The sequence below is a fragment of the Streptomyces sp. NRRL S-118 genome (assembly GCF_000716335.1).
Lineage (GTDB): Bacteria > Actinomycetota > Actinomycetes > Streptomycetales > Streptomycetaceae > Streptomyces.
This window is the reverse complement of the sequence record NZ_KL591002.1, coordinates 540,433-555,096: the sequence shown is the minus strand read 5'-3', so window position 1 is coordinate 555,096 and position 14,664 is coordinate 540,433. Positions and strand designations below refer to the sequence as shown.

Genomic DNA, 14,664 nt, shown 5'->3' with positions numbered 1-14,664 from the left:
CGTGTCCTTTCGTGTCCTTCGCCCGCCTACTTCGATGACTCGGTGCTTATGGGCGAGCTCGATCTGTCACTCTGTCGGTGTCCAGACCGGGAGCCGACGAGGAGCGCACGTGGGGTCCTTTCCAACACAGCGGGCGGAGCGGCCGCAGCCGGCGCCGTACGACATCACCGAGCTGCCGCCCGCCCACCGCCATCACCTGCCGCCCCACCAGCCGCCGCCGAACCATTCCGTCGCGCGCACCAGCCTGCCGGGCAACCCGCTGGCCCCGGCCGCCGCCCGCCGTTTCGTCCGGGCGGCCCTCGCCGACTGGACCGGGCTCGCCCTGCCCGCCGCCGCCGCGATCACCGAGCGGGTCGCCGACGACGCCGTCCTCGTCGTCGCCGAACTGGTCACGAACGCCGTGGTCCACGCGGGCACCACCGTCGAGCTCCTCCTCCGCCTGGAGGAGCCCGACGCCGATCAGCCCGCCGCCCTGGTCCTGGAGGTCTCCGACCACCACCCCACCCGTACCGTCCGCAGCGAGCACCCCGCGGCCGATGACGGCGGCGGCCCCGAGGAGTACGGCCGCGGCCTCCAGCTCGTCGCCGCGCTCGCCGAATGCTGGGGCATCACCTATCGCCCCGGCCTCAAGACCGTCTGGGCGCGGCTGCCCCTCGACGGCTGGGACACCTGCCCCGTGCCCGGCACCGAGCCCGCCATCCAGCGCGGCCTGCGCGCCGCCGAGATCCTCGCGCCCGCACCGCGCCGCCCCGTGCGCGACGACCAGGAGTGGGCCGGCAGCGGCGCGCTGACGTTCCTCGCCGAGGCGTCCGACCTCCTCGCCGGACAACTGGACGAGGACCTCGTCGCCGCGCTCGCCGGGCAGCTCCTGGTGCCGCGGCTGGCCGACTGGTGCGCCTTCTGGCTGGAGGGCGACGGCGGAGAGGGGCCCGTGGCCGCACCCCGTCTCGCCCGCGTCTGGCACGCCGACGAGTCCGCCATCGAGCCGCTGCGCGCCGCACTCCACAAGGAGCCGCCGCCCGCCCCCGACGCCGGGCTCGGCGGACCCGTGCCCGTCCGGTGGCCCGGCGCCGACGGCGACGGCGATGCCGACGGCGGTGGTACGGCGCTGGCCTGCCGGCTGGTCGTGGGCGGACGCGGACTCGGCACGCTGATGCTCGGGCGGCGCGGCACGGAACGCGTCCCGGACGCGGTCACCGCGCTCGTCGAGGACTTCGCACGCCGTGTGGCGCTGGCGATCGGCGCGGCCCGCCGGTACACGCGCCAGGCCACCATCAGCCGGGTGCTCCAGCGGGGGCTGCTGCCCAGCCAGATGGCGCAGATCCCGGGCGTGGCCAGTTGCGTGGTGTACGAACCGAGCGACGACGGGCTCGCGGGCGGCGACTTCTACGACGTCTTCCAGGCGGCCGCGCCGGCCGCCGGCACGGGCTTCGGCACGGGGACGGGCGTCGGCCTCGGCGCGCTCCCGGACCCGCGCCCGGGCACCGACGCGCGCCCCGGCGCCGGCAACTCCGGGCCTCGCGCCGACGCGCGCCCGGGCGCCACGGACTCCGGCCTCCGCACCGACGCGCGCCCCGCCCCCGCGACCGCCGGGAGCGCCGTGGGGCCCGTCACGGCCGTCCAGGGCGGCGGCGGGCGGCCCGGGCGGTGGTGCTTCATGCTCGGTGACGTCCAGGGCAGCGGCCCCGAGGCAGCCGTCGTCACCGGACTCGCCCGGCCCTGGCTGAGGCTCCTCGCCCGCGAGGGCCACCGGGTCGGCGAGGTCCTCGACCGGCTCAACCGGCTCCTCCTGGACGACGCCACCGAGGCCGCCGAGGCCGCCGCCCTGGTCGTCGCGGCCGCCGGCGGCCCCGACCCGCAGCCGCCGAGCACGCACCTCACCCAGCCGCGCTTCCTGTCCCTCCTGTACGGCGAGCTCACCCCGCTGCCGCCGGAGGAGGGCGGCGGAGCCCGCTGCACCCTCGCCTGCGCCGGGCACCCCCTCCCGCTGCTCCTGCGCCCCGACGGGTCGGTCACCCCGGTCGCGGTGCCGCAGGTGCTCCTCGGGGTCGTGGACGACGTCGCGTACGAGAGCCACACCTTCCACCTCGCCCCCGGCGACACCCTGCTGTGCGTCACCGATGGCGTCACCGAGCGGCGCTCGCGGGCGGGCCGGATGTTCGACGACGAGGACGGCCTGGCCCAGGTCCTCGCGGGCTGCACCGGGCTGACCGCCCAGGGCGTCGCCGACCGGATCCGGCAGGCCGTGCACGCCTTCGGCGAGGGGCCGGTGGCGGACGACCTCGCCCTGCTGGTGCTCCAGGCACGGGAACGCCCGGCGTGACGGACAATGGGCGGTATGCCTTCCGTACTGCCCGATGGCGAGCCCATGCCCGAGGACGGCGCGCTCCCCGCGTCCGCGCTGCTCGGGGCCGGTGAGCGGCCGCTCGGGTTCTATCTGCACGTGCCGTACTGCGCGACCCGCTGCGGCTACTGCGACTTCAACACGTACACCGCCACCGAGCTGCGCGGCACCGGCGGCGTGCTCGCCTCCCGCGACAACTACGCCGCCACGCTCATCGACGAGATCCGCCTGGCGCGCAAGGTGCTGGGCGACGACCCGCGGCCGGTCCGCACGGTGTTCGTCGGGGGCGGCACGCCGACGCTGCTCCCCGCCGGCGACCTCGTCCGCATGCTGGGGGCGGTCCGCGACGAGTTCGGGCTCGCGGAGGACGCCGAGATCACGACGGAGGCGAACCCGGAGTCCGTCGGCCCGGCCTATCTGGCGGAGCTGCGCGAGGGCGGCTTCAACCGCATCTCCTTCGGCATGCAGAGCGCCCGGCAGCACGTCCTGAAGGTGCTGGACCGCACGCACACGCCCGGGCGGCCCGAGGCGTGCGTCGCGGAGGCGCGGGCGGCGGGCTTCGCGCACGTCAACCTCGACCTGATCTACGGCACGCCGGGGGAGAGCGACGACGACTGGCGGGCCTCGCTCGACGCGGCGATCGGCGCGGGGCCCGACCACGTGAGCGCGTACGCGCTGATCGTGGAGGAGGGCACACAGCTCGCGCGGCGCATCCGGCGCGGCGAGGTGCCGATGACGGACGACGACGTCCACGCGGACCGGTACCTCATCGCGGAGGACGTGCTGTCGCGGGCCGGCTTCGCGTGGTACGAGGTGTCGAACTGGGCCACGACACCGGCCGGGCGCTGCCTCCACAACGAGCTGTACTGGCGGGGCGCCGACTGGTGGGGCGCGGGACCGGGAGCCCACAGTCACGTGGGCGGTGTGCGGTGGTGGAACGTCAAGCACCCGGGCGCGTACGCCGCCGCGCTGGCGGAGGGCCGCTCACCGGGAGCGGGCCGGGAGCTGCTCTCCGCGGAGGACCGCCGCGTCGAGCGGGTCCTGCTGGAGCTGCGGCTGCGGGAGGGGTGCCCCCTCGGCATCCTCGCCCCCGCGGGGCTCGCGGCGTCGCGCCGCGCGCTGGCCGACGGGCTCCTGGAGCCCGGCCCGTACGAGGCGGGACGCGCCGTCCTCACCCTGCGCGGCCGGCTCCTCGCGGACGCGGTGGTCCGCGACCTGGTGGACTGACCCGCCGGGCCCCGCCCCCGGCCCGGGAGCGGGGTCACACCGGCCCCGGGTCACCGGCCGTCACGAAGTCGATCAGCTCCTCCACCCTGCCCAGCAGCTCCGGCTCCAGGTCCTTCCAGCCGTGGACCTTCGACAGGATGTGCTGCCAGGCCGCGCCCGTGTTGTCGGGCCAGCCGAGGGCGCGGCAGACGCCCGCCTTCCAGTCCTGGCCACGGGGCACCCGGGGCCAGGCCGGGATGCCGACGGCCGCGGGCTTCACCGCCTCCCAGATGTCGATGTACGGGTGGCCCACTACGAGGGTGTGGGCGTCCGTGACGGCCGCGGCGATCCGGGACTCCTTGGATCCCGGGACCAGGTGGTCCACCAGGACCCCGAGGCGGGCGTCCGGGCCCGGCCCGAAGTCCCGGACGATCGCGGGCAGGTCGTCCACGCCCTCCAGGTACTCGACGACCACGCCTTCGATGCGCAGGTCGTCTCCCCACACGCGCTCGACGAGCTCCGCGTCGTGCCGCCCCTCCACGTAGATGCGTCCCGCCCGGGCGACGCGGGCGCGCGCCCCCGGTACGGCGATCGAGCCGGAAGCGGTGCGCGAGGGGCGGGAGGGCGCCGTCGAGGGGCGGACCAGGGTGACCGCACGGCCCTCCAGCAGGAAACCGCGGGGCGTCAGCGGGAACACCCGGTGCTTGCCGAACCGGTCCTCCAGGGTCACCGTGCCCGCCTCGCAGCGGATCACCGCCCCGCAGAAGCCGGTGGCCACCTCCTCGACCACGAGGTCCGGCTCGGCGGCCACCTCCGGCACGGGGGCCGGCCGCTTCCACGAGGGCGTCAGATCAGGGTCGTAACGGCGCATTCCGCAGACGCTACGACACCCCGAACCGCCGGGCCAGCTCATCCCGTTGGGCGCGTACGAAGGCGGCGTCGACCACCGCGCCGTGCCCCGGCACGTACACCGCGTCCTCGCCGCCCAGCGACAGGAGCCGGTCCAGCGCGGCCGGCCAGCACGACGGGATCGCGTCGGGCCCGGCCTGCGGGTCGCCGGACTCCTCCACCAGGTCGCCGCAGAGCACCACCTCCGGGGAGCCGGGCACCAGCACCGCCAGGTCGTGGCCGCTGTGGCCGGGCCCCACGTTGGCCAGCAGCACCTGGCGCCCGCCCAGGTCCAGCGTCCACTCCCCGCTCACCAGGTGGTGCGGCGCGACCAGCACGTCCACCGCCTCGACGGCCTCCTGCTCCGCGACCCCGTGCCGGATCGCGTCCGTGCGCAGTGCGTCCCGCTCACGGACGATCAGCGCGTCGACACCGACCGCGCCGAAGACCTCCGCGCCCGCGAACGCCGCCGTGCCCAGCACGTGGTCGAAGTGGGGGTGGCTCAGTGCGATATGCGTCACCCTTCGCCCGCCCAGCATCGCCTGCGCCTGCGCCCGGATCTCGGCGCCCTCACGGAGGGTGGCGCCCGTGTCGAACAGCAGCACCCCCTCCGCACCGGCCACCAGGGCCGTGGTCGCGTCCCACACGGGCAGCCGGCGCCTGCCGACCCCCTCGGCGAGCCGCTCCCAGCCGAACCTCTCCCACGCGATCGAGCCGTCGTCCATACCGCGACGCTATCCGCACCGGGCGGTCCGCCGCGCGGTAGCGTGACCGCCGCCCTTGCTAGGGGCGTACCCCGGCGCCGTACACTTGCCGGGTGATACCTGGCACTCGGACCTGGTGAGTGCCAATGAACGCCGAGTAACCGGAGCTAGCTGGAGGTGCGCGCGATGCTCAGCGAACGCAGACTCGAGGTGCTGCGCGCGATCGTCCAGGACTACGTCGGCACCGAGGAGCCCGTCGGCTCCAAGGCGCTGACCGAGCGCCACAACCTCGGCGTCTCGCCGGCCACCGTGCGCAACGACATGGCGGCGCTGGAGGAGGAGGGCTTCATCGCCCAGCCCCACACCAGCGCGGGCCGCATCCCCACCGACAAGGGCTACCGGCTCTTCGTGGACCGGCTGGCCGGGGTCAAGCCCCTGTCGTCGCCGGAGCGGCGGGCGATCCAGAACTTCCTGGACGGCGCGGTGGACCTGGACGACGTCGTCGGCCGTACGGTGCGGCTGCTGGCGCAGCTGACCCGGCAGGTCGCGATCGTCCAGTACCCGTCCCTGACCCGCTCGACCGTGCGGCACGTCGAACTGCTGTCGCTGGCCCCGGCCCGGCTGATGCTGGTCCTGATCACGGACACGGGCCGTGTCGAGCAGCGCATGGTCGACTGCCCGGCGCCGTTCGGCGAGCAGTCGGTGGCCGACCTGCGGGCGCGGCTCAACAGCCGTGTCGTCGGGCGTCGCTTCACCGACGTGCCGCAGCTGGTGCAGGACCTTCCCGAGTCCTTCGAGGCGGAGGACCGCGGGACCGTCTCCACGGTGCTGGCCACGCTGCTGGAGACGCTGGTGGAGGAGACGGAGGAGCGGCTGATGATCGGCGGCACCGCCAATCTCACCCGCTTCGTGCACGACTTCCCGCTGACGATCCGGCCGGTGCTGGAGGCGCTCGAGGAGCAGGTGGTGCTCCTGAAGCTGCTCGGCGAGGCCAAGGACTCGGCGATGACCGTACGCATCGGGCACGAGAACGCCCACGAGGGGCTCAACTCCACGTCCGTCGTCGCGGTCGGCTACGGTTCGGGCGACGAGGCAGTCGCCAAACTCGGCGTGGTCGGACCGACCCGCATGGACTACCCCGGAACGATGGGAGCGGTACGCGCAGTGGCACGTTACGTCGGACAGATCCTGGCGGAGTCGTAGTGGCCACGGACTATTACGCCGTGCTCGGCGTACGCCGCGACGCGTCCCAGGACGAGATCAAGAAGGCGTTCCGGCGGCTCGCCCGCGAGCTGCACCCGGACGTCAATCCCGATCCGAAGACGCAAGAGCGGTTCAAGGAGATCAACGCCGCGTACGAGGTGTTGTCGGACCCGCAGAAGAAGCAGGTCTACGACCTCGGCGGCGACCCGCTGTCCGCGTCCGGCGGTGCCGGCGCCGGCGGCTTCGGGGCGGGCGGCTTCGGCAACTTCTCCGACATCATGGACGCCTTCTTCGGCACGGCGTCCCAGCGGGGGCCCCGCTCGCGGACCCGGCGCGGCCAGGACGCGATGATCCGGCTGGACATCGAGCTCAACGAGGCCACCTTCGGCACGACCAAGGACATCCAGGTCGACACGGCCGTCGTCTGCACGACCTGCTCGGGCGAGGGCGCCGCGCCCGGTACGTCCGCGCAGACGTGCGACATGTGCCGGGGCCGCGGTGAGGTCTCGCAGGTGACCCGGTCCTTCCTGGGCCAGGTCATGACGTCCCGGCCCTGCCCGCAGTGCCAGGGCTTCGGCACCGTCGTCCCGACGCCGTGCCCGGAGTGCGCCGGCGACGGCCGCGTGCGGTCCCGCCGTACGCTCACGGTCAAGATCCCGGCCGGCGTGGACAACGGCACCCGTATCCAGCTCGCGGGTGAGGGCGAGGTCGGCCCCGGCGGCGGACCGGCGGGCGACCTGTACGTCGAGATCCACGAGGTCCCGCATCCGGTCTTCCAGCGGCGCGGCGACGACCTGCACTGCACGGTGACGATCCCGATGACGGCGGGCGCGCTCGGCACCAAGGTGCCGCTGGAGACGCTCGACGGCGTCGACGAGGTCGACATCCGGCCCGGTACCCAGTCGGGGCAGTCCATCCCGCTGCACGGGCGCGGTGTCACGCACCTGCGGGGCGGCGGGCGCGGTGACCTCATCGTGCACGTCGAGGTCCAGACGCCCACGAAGATGGACCCGGAGCAGGAGCGGCTGCTGCGGGAGCTGGCGAAGCTGCGCGGCGAGGAGCGCCCGACCGGGCAGTTCCAGCCGGGTCAGCAGGGCCTGTTCTCGCGCCTGAAGGACGCGTTCAACGGCCGGTAGGCCGTGGCCGGGGGCTGCGGTCCCCGGGCGCCGGTACGGCTGAGGGGGCGGGGTGCCCCGCCCCCTCAGCCGTACCGCGCCGCCTCCGCCGCCGTACGGGCGGGAGGGTTCGGCGGGGGAGCAGGGGCGTGACACCATGCCTGCATGTCCTCCGCACTGACCGATCTCTGCCGGTACCCGATCGTGCAGGCCCCCATGGCGGGCGGCGCCTCCTGTCCCCGGCTCGTCGCCGCCGTGTCCGAGGCCGGCGGGCTCGGTTTCCTGGCCGCCGGGTACAAGACGGCCGACGGCATGTACCAGGAGGTCAAACAGCTCCGCGGGCTGACCTCGCAGCCCTTCGGTGTCAACCTGTTCATGCCGCAGCCCGGACAGGCCGACGCGGCCGCCGTCGACGTCTACCGGCACCAGCTCGCCGGCGAGGCGAGCTGGTACGACACGCCGCTCGGCGACCCCGACGCCGGGCGGGACGACGGGTACGAGGCCAAGCTGGCGATCCTCCTCGACGACCCGGTACCGGTCGTGTCGTTCACCTTCGGGTGCCCCGCCCGCGAGACGCTCGACGCCTTCGCGCGCGCCGGCACGTTCACCGTGGTGACCGTCACCTCGCCGGAGGAGGCGCAGGCGGCGCAGTACGCGGGCGCGGACGCCGTCTGCGTCCAGGGCGTCGAGGCCGGCGGGCACCAGGGGACGCATCGCGACGACCCGGAGGGCGACGGGTCGGGGACCGGTCTGCTGGCGCTGCTGGCGCAGGTCCGCGAGGCCGTGCGGATACCGATGGTCGCCGCCGGCGGGCTGATGCGCGGCAGCCAGATCGCCGCCGCCCTCGCGGCGGGCGCGGCGGCCGCACAGCTCGGCACGGCGTTCCTGGTCTGTCCCGAGTCGGGCGCGCACCTGCTGCACAAGCAGGCCATGACGGACCCGCTGTTCACCCGCACCGAGCTCACCCGCGCCTTCTCGGGCCGGCCCGCGCGCGGGCTCGTCAACCGGTTCATGCGCGAGCACGGCCCGTACGCCCCCGCCGCCTACCCCGAGGTGCACCACCTCACCAGCGGCCTGCGCAAGGCCGCCGCGGCCGCCGGCGACCCGCAGGGCATGGCGCTGTGGGCGGGCCAGGGCCACCGGCTGGCCCGCGAGCTGCCCGCCGGTCGGCTGGTCGAGGTGCTCCAGGCCGAGCTGCAGGCCGCGGCGGCCGAACTCGCGCTGCGGGAGGCGTCATGACCGCGCCCGTGTTCGTGGTCGAGCGGCTCCGGGCCGCGACGGGCGGGACCGTCACGCTCGACGGGGCCGAGGGACGGCACGCCGTGTCCGTGCGCCGGCTGCGCGTCGGCGAGGAGATCGTCCTGACGGACGGCGCCGGCACCGGCGCGTACGGCACCGTCGCCGCCGTCGAGGGCAAGGACCGGCTGGAGGTGGCCGTGCGCGAGGTGCGCACCGAGCCGGAGCCGGGCCCCCGCATCACCGTCGTCCAGGCGCTGCCCAAGGGCGACCGCGGCGAGCTCGCCGTGGAGACGATGACCGAGACCGGCGTCGACGCGATCGTGCCGTGGGCGGCGTCCCGCTGCATCACGCAGTGGAAGGGCGAGCGCGGCCTGAAGGCGCTCGCCAAGTGGCGCGCCACTGCCCGCGAGGCGGGCAAGCAGTCGCGCCGCCTGCGGTTCCCGGAGGTGGCGGAGGCCGCGTCGACGAAGCAGGTCGCCGGTCTGCTGGCGGCGGCGGACTTCGCGGCGGTCCTGCACGAGGAGGGCGCCGAGCCGCTGGCCACCGCCGACCTGCCCTCCACCGGCGGGATCGTGCTCGTCGTGGGCCCCGAGGGCGGCGTGTCGCCCGAGGAGCTGGCGGCCTTCGCGGAGGCGGGCGCCAGGCCGTACCGGCTGGGCCGCAGCGTGCTGCGCACCTCCACCGCCGGCACGGCCGCCACGGCCCTGCTGCTGGGGCGGACCGGCCGCTGGGCGTGATCGTCACGGATAAGCTGCCCCCACAGTGATGATCCGATTCGGGAAGGGGCCGGAGCATGGCCGGAGAGCCGCGGAGCGACTGCCTGTTCTGCAAGATCGTGTCGGGAGAGGTCCCGGCCACGATCGTGCGTGAGTCCGAGACCACCGTCGCCTTCCGCGACATCAACCCGCAGGCACCCACGCACGTGCTGGTGATCCCCAAGGCGCACCACCCCGACGCCGCCTCGCTCGCCGCGGCCGCGCCGGAGATCGCCGCCGACGTGCTGCGCGAGGCCGGCGAGGTCGCCGCGCAGGAGAAGACCGACGGCGCCGGCTACCGCATCGTCTTCAACACCGGTACCGGAGCCGGGCAGACCGTCTGGCACGCGCACGCGCACGTCCTGGGCGGCCGCGGCCTCAACTGGCCCCCCGGGTAGGGCACGGATGTCCGTACGGGAGTTCGTCGTGCTGGGCACCGCCAGTCAGGTGCCCACACGCCACCGCAACCACAACGGCTACCTGCTGCGCTGGGACGGGGAGGGCATCCTCTTCGACCCGGGCGAGGGCACCCAGCGGCAGATGCTGCGGGCCGGGGTCGCCGCGCACGACATCAACCGGATCTGCGTCACCCACTTCCACGGTGACCACTCCCTCGGCCTCGCCGGGGTCATCCAGCGCATCAACCTCGACCGGGTCCCGCACCCCGTCACCGCCCACTACCCGGCGAGCGGGCAGCGCTTCTTCGACCGGCTGCGGTACGCCACGGCCTACCGCGAGACGGTGCAGCTCGCCGAGGCGCCGGTCGCCGGCGACGGCGTGCTCGCCACGACCCCCGGGTACACGCTGGAGGCCCGCCGGCTGTCGCACCCCGTCGAGTCCTTCGGCTACCGGCTGACCGAGCCCGACGGGCGCCGCATGCTGCCCGGGAAGCTCGCCGCCCGCGGCATCCAGGGCCCGGACGTGGGCCGCCTCCAGCGGGAGGGCGAGCTCGACGGCGTACGACTGGAGGACGTCAGCGAGCTCCGGCGCGGGCAGCGGTTCGCGTTCGTCATGGACACCCGGATGTGCGACGCCGTCCACGCGCTCGCCGAGGGCTGCGACCTGCTCGTCATCGAGTCGACGTTCCTCGACGAGGACGAGACACTGGCCGTGGAGCACGGTCACCTGACGGCCGGGCAGGCGGCGGCGGTGGCGCGCGGGGCGGGCGTGCGGCACCTGGTCCTCACGCATTTCTCGCAGCGCTACAGCGACCCCGGCGCCTTCGAGCAGCAGGCCCGGGCGGCCGGCTTCGACGGCGAGCTGACCGTCGCCCACGACCTCGTCCGGGTCCCCCTCCCCAAGCGCTAGGCACCAGCGCTGGAAAGCACCGAGGCACTCCCCATGGCACCGCTTCCCAAAGCCGAACTGCACCTCCACATCGAAGGCACCCTCGAACCCGAGCTGGCCTTCGCGCTCGCCGCCCGCAACCGCGTCCAGCTGCCCTGGGCGGACACCGAGGAGCTGCGCAAGGCGTACCTCTTCAGCGATCTGCAGTCCTTCCTGGACCTGTACTACGGCCTGATGACCGTGCTGCGCACGGCGGACGACTTCGCCGAGCTCGCCGACGCGTACCTGGCGCGCGCCGCCGCGCAGGGGGTGCGGCACGCCGAGATCTTCTTCGACCCGCAGGCGCACACCGGCCGCGGCATCGCCTTCGGCACCGTGGTGGAGGGGCTGGCCAGGGCGCTGGACCACAGCGAGGAGCGGCACGGGATCTCCACCCGGCTGATCATGTGCTTCCTGCGCGACCTGCCGGCCGAGTCGGCGAGGGAGACGCTGGAGGCGGCGAAGCCGTACCTGAACCGGATCACGGGCGTCGGCCTGGATTCCGCGGAGGTCGGCCACCCGCCGTCGAAGTTCGCCGAGGTGTACGAGGCTGCCGCGGCGCTCGGCCTGCGCAAGGTCGCCCACGCCGGGGAGGAGGGCCCGCCCGCGTACATCCGCGAGGCGCTGGACGTCCTCGGCGTGGAGCGGATCGACCACGGCCTGCGGGCGGTCGAGGACCCGGAGCTGGTGGCCCGGCTCGTACGGGACCGGGTGCCGCTGACGCTGTGCCCGCTGTCGAACGTGCGGCTGCGCGCGATCGACCTCCTGGAGGACCACCCACTGCGGTCCATGCTGGAGGCCGGGCTGCTGGTGACGGTCAACTCCGACGACCCCGCCTACTTCGGCGGCTACGTCGGGGACACCTTCCACGCGGTCCACGAGGCCCTGGGCCTGGCTCCGGAGCAGTTGCGGGAGCTGGCCCGCAACTCCTTCCTGGCGTCCTTCCTGGACGACGACGAGGAGCGCAGGGCGCGCTACCTCGCCGAGGTGGAGGCGTACGACTTCGGCTCCTCCGACTCGGTCGACGCGGTGGACTCCGCCAGGCCGTAGGAATTCCGCGCCGCGGCCGCCGGGGCGGACGCGACCGGGATCTGCGCGACCGGCTGCTCCGGGGCGCCCATCTGCGGGGCCAGCGCGGCGGCCGGCGCGGCGGCGGCCGCCACCACCGCCGCCGGGGCGCCGCCGCGGCGGCGGATCGCGCCCGGGACCAGCGGCCGGCCCGAGGTGTGCAGGGCGACCGCGGTCATCGGGACGGCGAGCAGCAGCAGGAGCGCGGCGAGCACCAGGCCCATGCCGGGGTAGCCCGCCCGCTCCGACAGCACGCTGCCGGTCACCGGCCCGCACGCCACGCCCAGCGAGGACGCCGAGCCGACGAGGACCGCCCAGCGGCCCCGCGGGTCCAGCGAGGCGGCGAGGCCGATCACGTACGACAGGACCACCGGGTAGCAGGTGTTCCAGAGGATCTCGCCGGTGGCGAACGACGCGAGGCCCTCGGCAGCGGAGCTCAGGGCGATGCAGCCGGCGATCACGACCGTGCCGGCGCCGATCGGCACCGCCCGGCCGAGCCGGGCGCCGAGCGCGCCGGCGCCGAGGACGCCGAGGAGCCCCGCCCCGAGCGCGGCCGCGAAGACCGCGCCGACCGTCACCTCGCTCAGGCCCGCCTGGTCGAGCCCGATGCGGCCGCTCACGCCCCACAGGGCGTTCTGCGCCAGGGACCAGCACACCATCGCGCCCGCCAGGACCACGCCGGAGCGCAGGCGCGGCAGCGGTGCGCCCGCCTCCCGCGCCCCGCCGGTGTCGTGCCCGGTCTCCAGCCGTGCCGTGGCGGGCCACACCGCCGCCGCGACCAGCGCGATCGAGGCGAACGGCAGCGCGTGCCCGCCGCCCAGGTGCGGCAGCGTCAGGTACAGCGCGCCCGCGGTCGCGGACACCGACAGCAGCCCCAGCGTCGAGGCGCGGTGCGGGTCGCGGCGGCCCGCGAACCCGGCCGCCGCGACCGCCGTCGCCGTACCGGAGCCGAAGCCCCCGACGACGGCGCCGGCCACGACCGGCGGGGCGTACGCGGTGAGCGCGGCGCAGCCGTAGCCGGCGACGGCCAGTGCCAGACCGAGGCGGGCGAGCCGCCGCTGCCCGTACCGCTCCACGCGGGCCGCGAGCGTGAAGCCGGCGGTGGCGGAGCTCAGCAGCAGGGCCGAGCCGACCAGTCCGGCCCGGGCGGGAGCGAGGCCGAGCCCGGTGGAGAGGCTGCCGACCAGGGTCGGGAGGAGGTACGCGGCGAGGTAGCCGGCGGTGAAGAGGGCGACGAGCGGCCACGGGGCGCGCGGGCGCGAGGGCATGGGCGTTCCAGCGAACTGATTCCCGGCGGACGGGAAAAGAGCGGAAGAGGGGAGGGGCGCCCGATGTCGCACGCCGATGGCCGCGCGGGAACGCGGGCCAATTTGTATCAAGGCCGTGCGGCGCGGGAGAAGCCGAGGTCATGTGATCCGAGTCACAAAGTGTTTCGCGCCGGAGAAGGCCGGGTAAGCAGCTGGATTTCCGGTGCGTCGCCCGCCGTCGCGGACGGCCGGAATCGGGCACACTGGCCAGATCGGAACCGCGACCGGGGAGCCCGCCGTGACCACACCCAGGGGAGAGCAGCAGCTTCGGCAACACACCGCGGGCGTCGACCCCTTGGCCGCCCTGCGCGGCCCCGGCGACCCGGAGTGCGACGTCTTCCTCACCGGCACGGTCTTCCTCGACATCATCTTCACCGGCCTGGACTCCGCCCCCGTCCGCGGCACCGAGACCTGGGCCCGCGGCATGGGCTCCAGCCCCGGGGGCGTCGCCAACATGGCCACCGCCCTGGCCCGCCTCGGCCTGCGCACCCACCTTGCCGCCGCCTTCGGTGACGATCACTACGGCGACTACTGCCGGGACGCCCTGGAGCAGGGCGAGGGCATCGACCTGTCCCGGTCGCGGACCGTGCCCGGCTGGCACTCCCCGGTCACCGTCTCCATGGCGTACGAGGGCGAACGGACCATGGTCTCCCACGGCCACGAGGCACCGGGGACCGCCGTCGGGGAGCTCCCGGAGTACCCGCCCCCCGCGCGGGCCGCGGTCGCCTCCCTCGTGCCGGGCCGCCGGGAGCCGTGGGTCGCGGGGGCCGCCCGCCGCTCCACCCGGATCTTCGCCGACGTCGGCTGGGACGACACCGGCCGCTGGGACCTCACGGCCCTCGCCGACCTCGAGCACTGCGAGGCGTTCCTGCCCAACGCCGAGGAGGCGATGCGCTACACCGGCACCACCTGCCCGCGCGCCGCGGCCCGGGCGCTCGCCGAGAAGGTGCCGCTCGCGGTCGTCACGCTCGGCGCGGAGGGCGCGTACGCCGTGGACTCCCGCACCGGCGAGACCGCCGAGGTCCCGGCCATCGAGGTGGCGGCGCTCGACCCGACCGGCGCCGGCGACGTCTTCGTGGCCGGGTTCGTCACCGGCACGCTCGCCGGCTGGCCGCTCGCCGACCGGCTCGCCTTCGCCGGGCTGACCGCCGCGCTGTCGGTGCAGGAGTTCGGCGGGTCGCTGTCCGCCCCCGGGTGGGTGGAGGTCGCGGCCTGGTGGGAGTACGTCCAGGAATGCACCGACCAGGACCCGGCGGCGCTGCGCCGGTACGCGTTCCTGGAGTCGCTGCTGCCCGCGCCGATCCGGCCCTGGCCACTGCGGAGGGCCGTGCCGACCATCGGGTTCCGCCGCCCGGCGTGAGGCCCGGCGCGGTGCCCGGGACCCGCGCCGCGGGGCACCCCCGCGGAGCGGGACCCGGAAAAGCCTTCGGTGCTGTCAGTGGCACGACGTACGCTGGACAGTCCAGAGGTCTCGATCGGCGAGAACCTTGCAACAGGAGGTATGTGCAG

13 protein-coding genes are annotated in these 14,664 nt (G+C 75.0%); 10 read left to right on the top strand and 3 right to left on the bottom strand.

Annotated elements, in window-relative coordinates; translation table 11 throughout:
• The first annotated feature begins 109 nt into the window (after window positions 1-109).
• Window positions 110-2,323 carry a SpoIIE family protein phosphatase gene (locus IH00_RS43835; RefSeq protein WP_420710858.1) on the top strand — a complete coding sequence of 738 codons (2,214 nt, stop codon included), beginning with the start codon at window positions 110-112 and terminating at the stop codon, window positions 2,321-2,323.
• A gap of 15 nt (window positions 2,324-2,338) precedes the next feature.
• Complete coding sequence (hemW, locus tag IH00_RS0105995) at window positions 2,339-3,571, top strand: radical SAM family heme chaperone HemW (protein WP_031070355.1); 1,233 nt, start codon at window positions 2,339-2,341, stop codon at window positions 3,569-3,571.
• A 34-nt stretch (window positions 3,572-3,605) separates the two neighbouring features.
• On the opposite strand, the gene IH00_RS0105990 is transcribed toward hemW, so the two are convergent.
• On the bottom strand, window positions 3,606-4,421 hold the full coding sequence (locus IH00_RS0105990; protein WP_031070352.1) for a DUF3097 domain-containing protein: 816 nt from the start codon (window positions 4,419-4,421) through the stop codon (window positions 3,606-3,608).
• A 10-nt stretch (window positions 4,422-4,431) separates the two neighbouring features.
• Window positions 4,432-5,163, bottom strand: a complete 732-nt coding sequence (locus tag IH00_RS0105985; protein WP_031070350.1) for an MBL fold metallo-hydrolase — start codon at window positions 5,161-5,163, stop codon at window positions 4,432-4,434.
• Between the two features lie 165 nt (window positions 5,164-5,328).
• On the opposite strand from IH00_RS0105985, the gene hrcA reads away from it, so the two are divergent.
• The 7 genes from hrcA to IH00_RS0105950 all read left to right on the top strand — a co-directional run bounded on the left by hrcA (window position 5,329) and on the right by IH00_RS0105950 (window position 11,830).
• Window positions 5,329-6,345 (top strand): heat-inducible transcriptional repressor HrcA, encoded by a 1,017-nt coding sequence (hrcA, locus tag IH00_RS0105980; RefSeq protein WP_031070348.1) that lies wholly within the window; start codon window positions 5,329-5,331, stop codon window positions 6,343-6,345.
• A complete protein-coding gene (dnaJ, locus tag IH00_RS0105975) occupies window positions 6,345-7,481 on the top strand; it encodes a molecular chaperone DnaJ (protein WP_031070345.1) in 1,137 nt (378 codons plus the stop codon). The genes hrcA and dnaJ overlap by 1 nt, the downstream gene beginning before the upstream one ends.
• A gap of 144 nt (window positions 7,482-7,625) precedes the next feature.
• Window positions 7,626-8,699: a nitronate monooxygenase gene (locus IH00_RS0105970; protein ID WP_031070343.1), complete on the top strand. Its 1,074-nt coding sequence runs from the start codon at window positions 7,626-7,628 to the stop codon at window positions 8,697-8,699.
• Complete coding sequence (locus IH00_RS0105965) at window positions 8,696-9,436, top strand: 16S rRNA (uracil(1498)-N(3))-methyltransferase (RefSeq protein WP_031070342.1); 741 nt, start codon at window positions 8,696-8,698, stop codon at window positions 9,434-9,436. Before IH00_RS0105970 ends, IH00_RS0105965 begins: the two co-directional genes overlap by 4 nt.
• A gap of 56 nt (window positions 9,437-9,492) precedes the next feature.
• Complete coding sequence (locus tag IH00_RS0105960; RefSeq protein ID WP_031070340.1) at window positions 9,493-9,852, top strand: histidine triad nucleotide-binding protein; 360 nt, start codon at window positions 9,493-9,495, stop codon at window positions 9,850-9,852.
• Window positions 9,853-9,859: 7 nt separating this feature from the next.
• Window positions 9,860-10,762 carry a ribonuclease Z gene (locus tag IH00_RS0105955; RefSeq protein ID WP_031070338.1) on the top strand — a complete coding sequence of 301 codons (903 nt, stop codon included), beginning with the start codon at window positions 9,860-9,862 and terminating at the stop codon, window positions 10,760-10,762.
• 33 nt (window positions 10,763-10,795) lie between these two features.
• The gene (locus IH00_RS0105950; protein ID WP_031070336.1) at window positions 10,796-11,830 is read left to right on the top strand and encodes an adenosine deaminase; all 1,035 of its coding nucleotides are present in this window, start codon (window positions 10,796-10,798) and stop codon (window positions 11,828-11,830) included.
• Here IH00_RS0105950 and IH00_RS0105945 read toward each other — a convergent pair.
• Complete coding sequence (locus tag IH00_RS0105945) at window positions 11,755-13,116, bottom strand: MFS transporter (protein ID WP_031070334.1); 1,362 nt, start codon at window positions 13,114-13,116, stop codon at window positions 11,755-11,757. The genes IH00_RS0105950 and IH00_RS0105945 overlap by 76 nt on opposite strands.
• Before the next feature lie 277 nt (window positions 13,117-13,393).
• On the opposite strand from IH00_RS0105945, the gene IH00_RS0105940 reads away from it, so the two are divergent.
• The gene (locus IH00_RS0105940) at window positions 13,394-14,515 is read left to right on the top strand and encodes a carbohydrate kinase family protein (protein WP_031070332.1); all 1,122 of its coding nucleotides are present in this window, start codon (window positions 13,394-13,396) and stop codon (window positions 14,513-14,515) included.
• The last annotated feature ends 149 nt before the right edge of the window (window positions 14,516-14,664 follow it).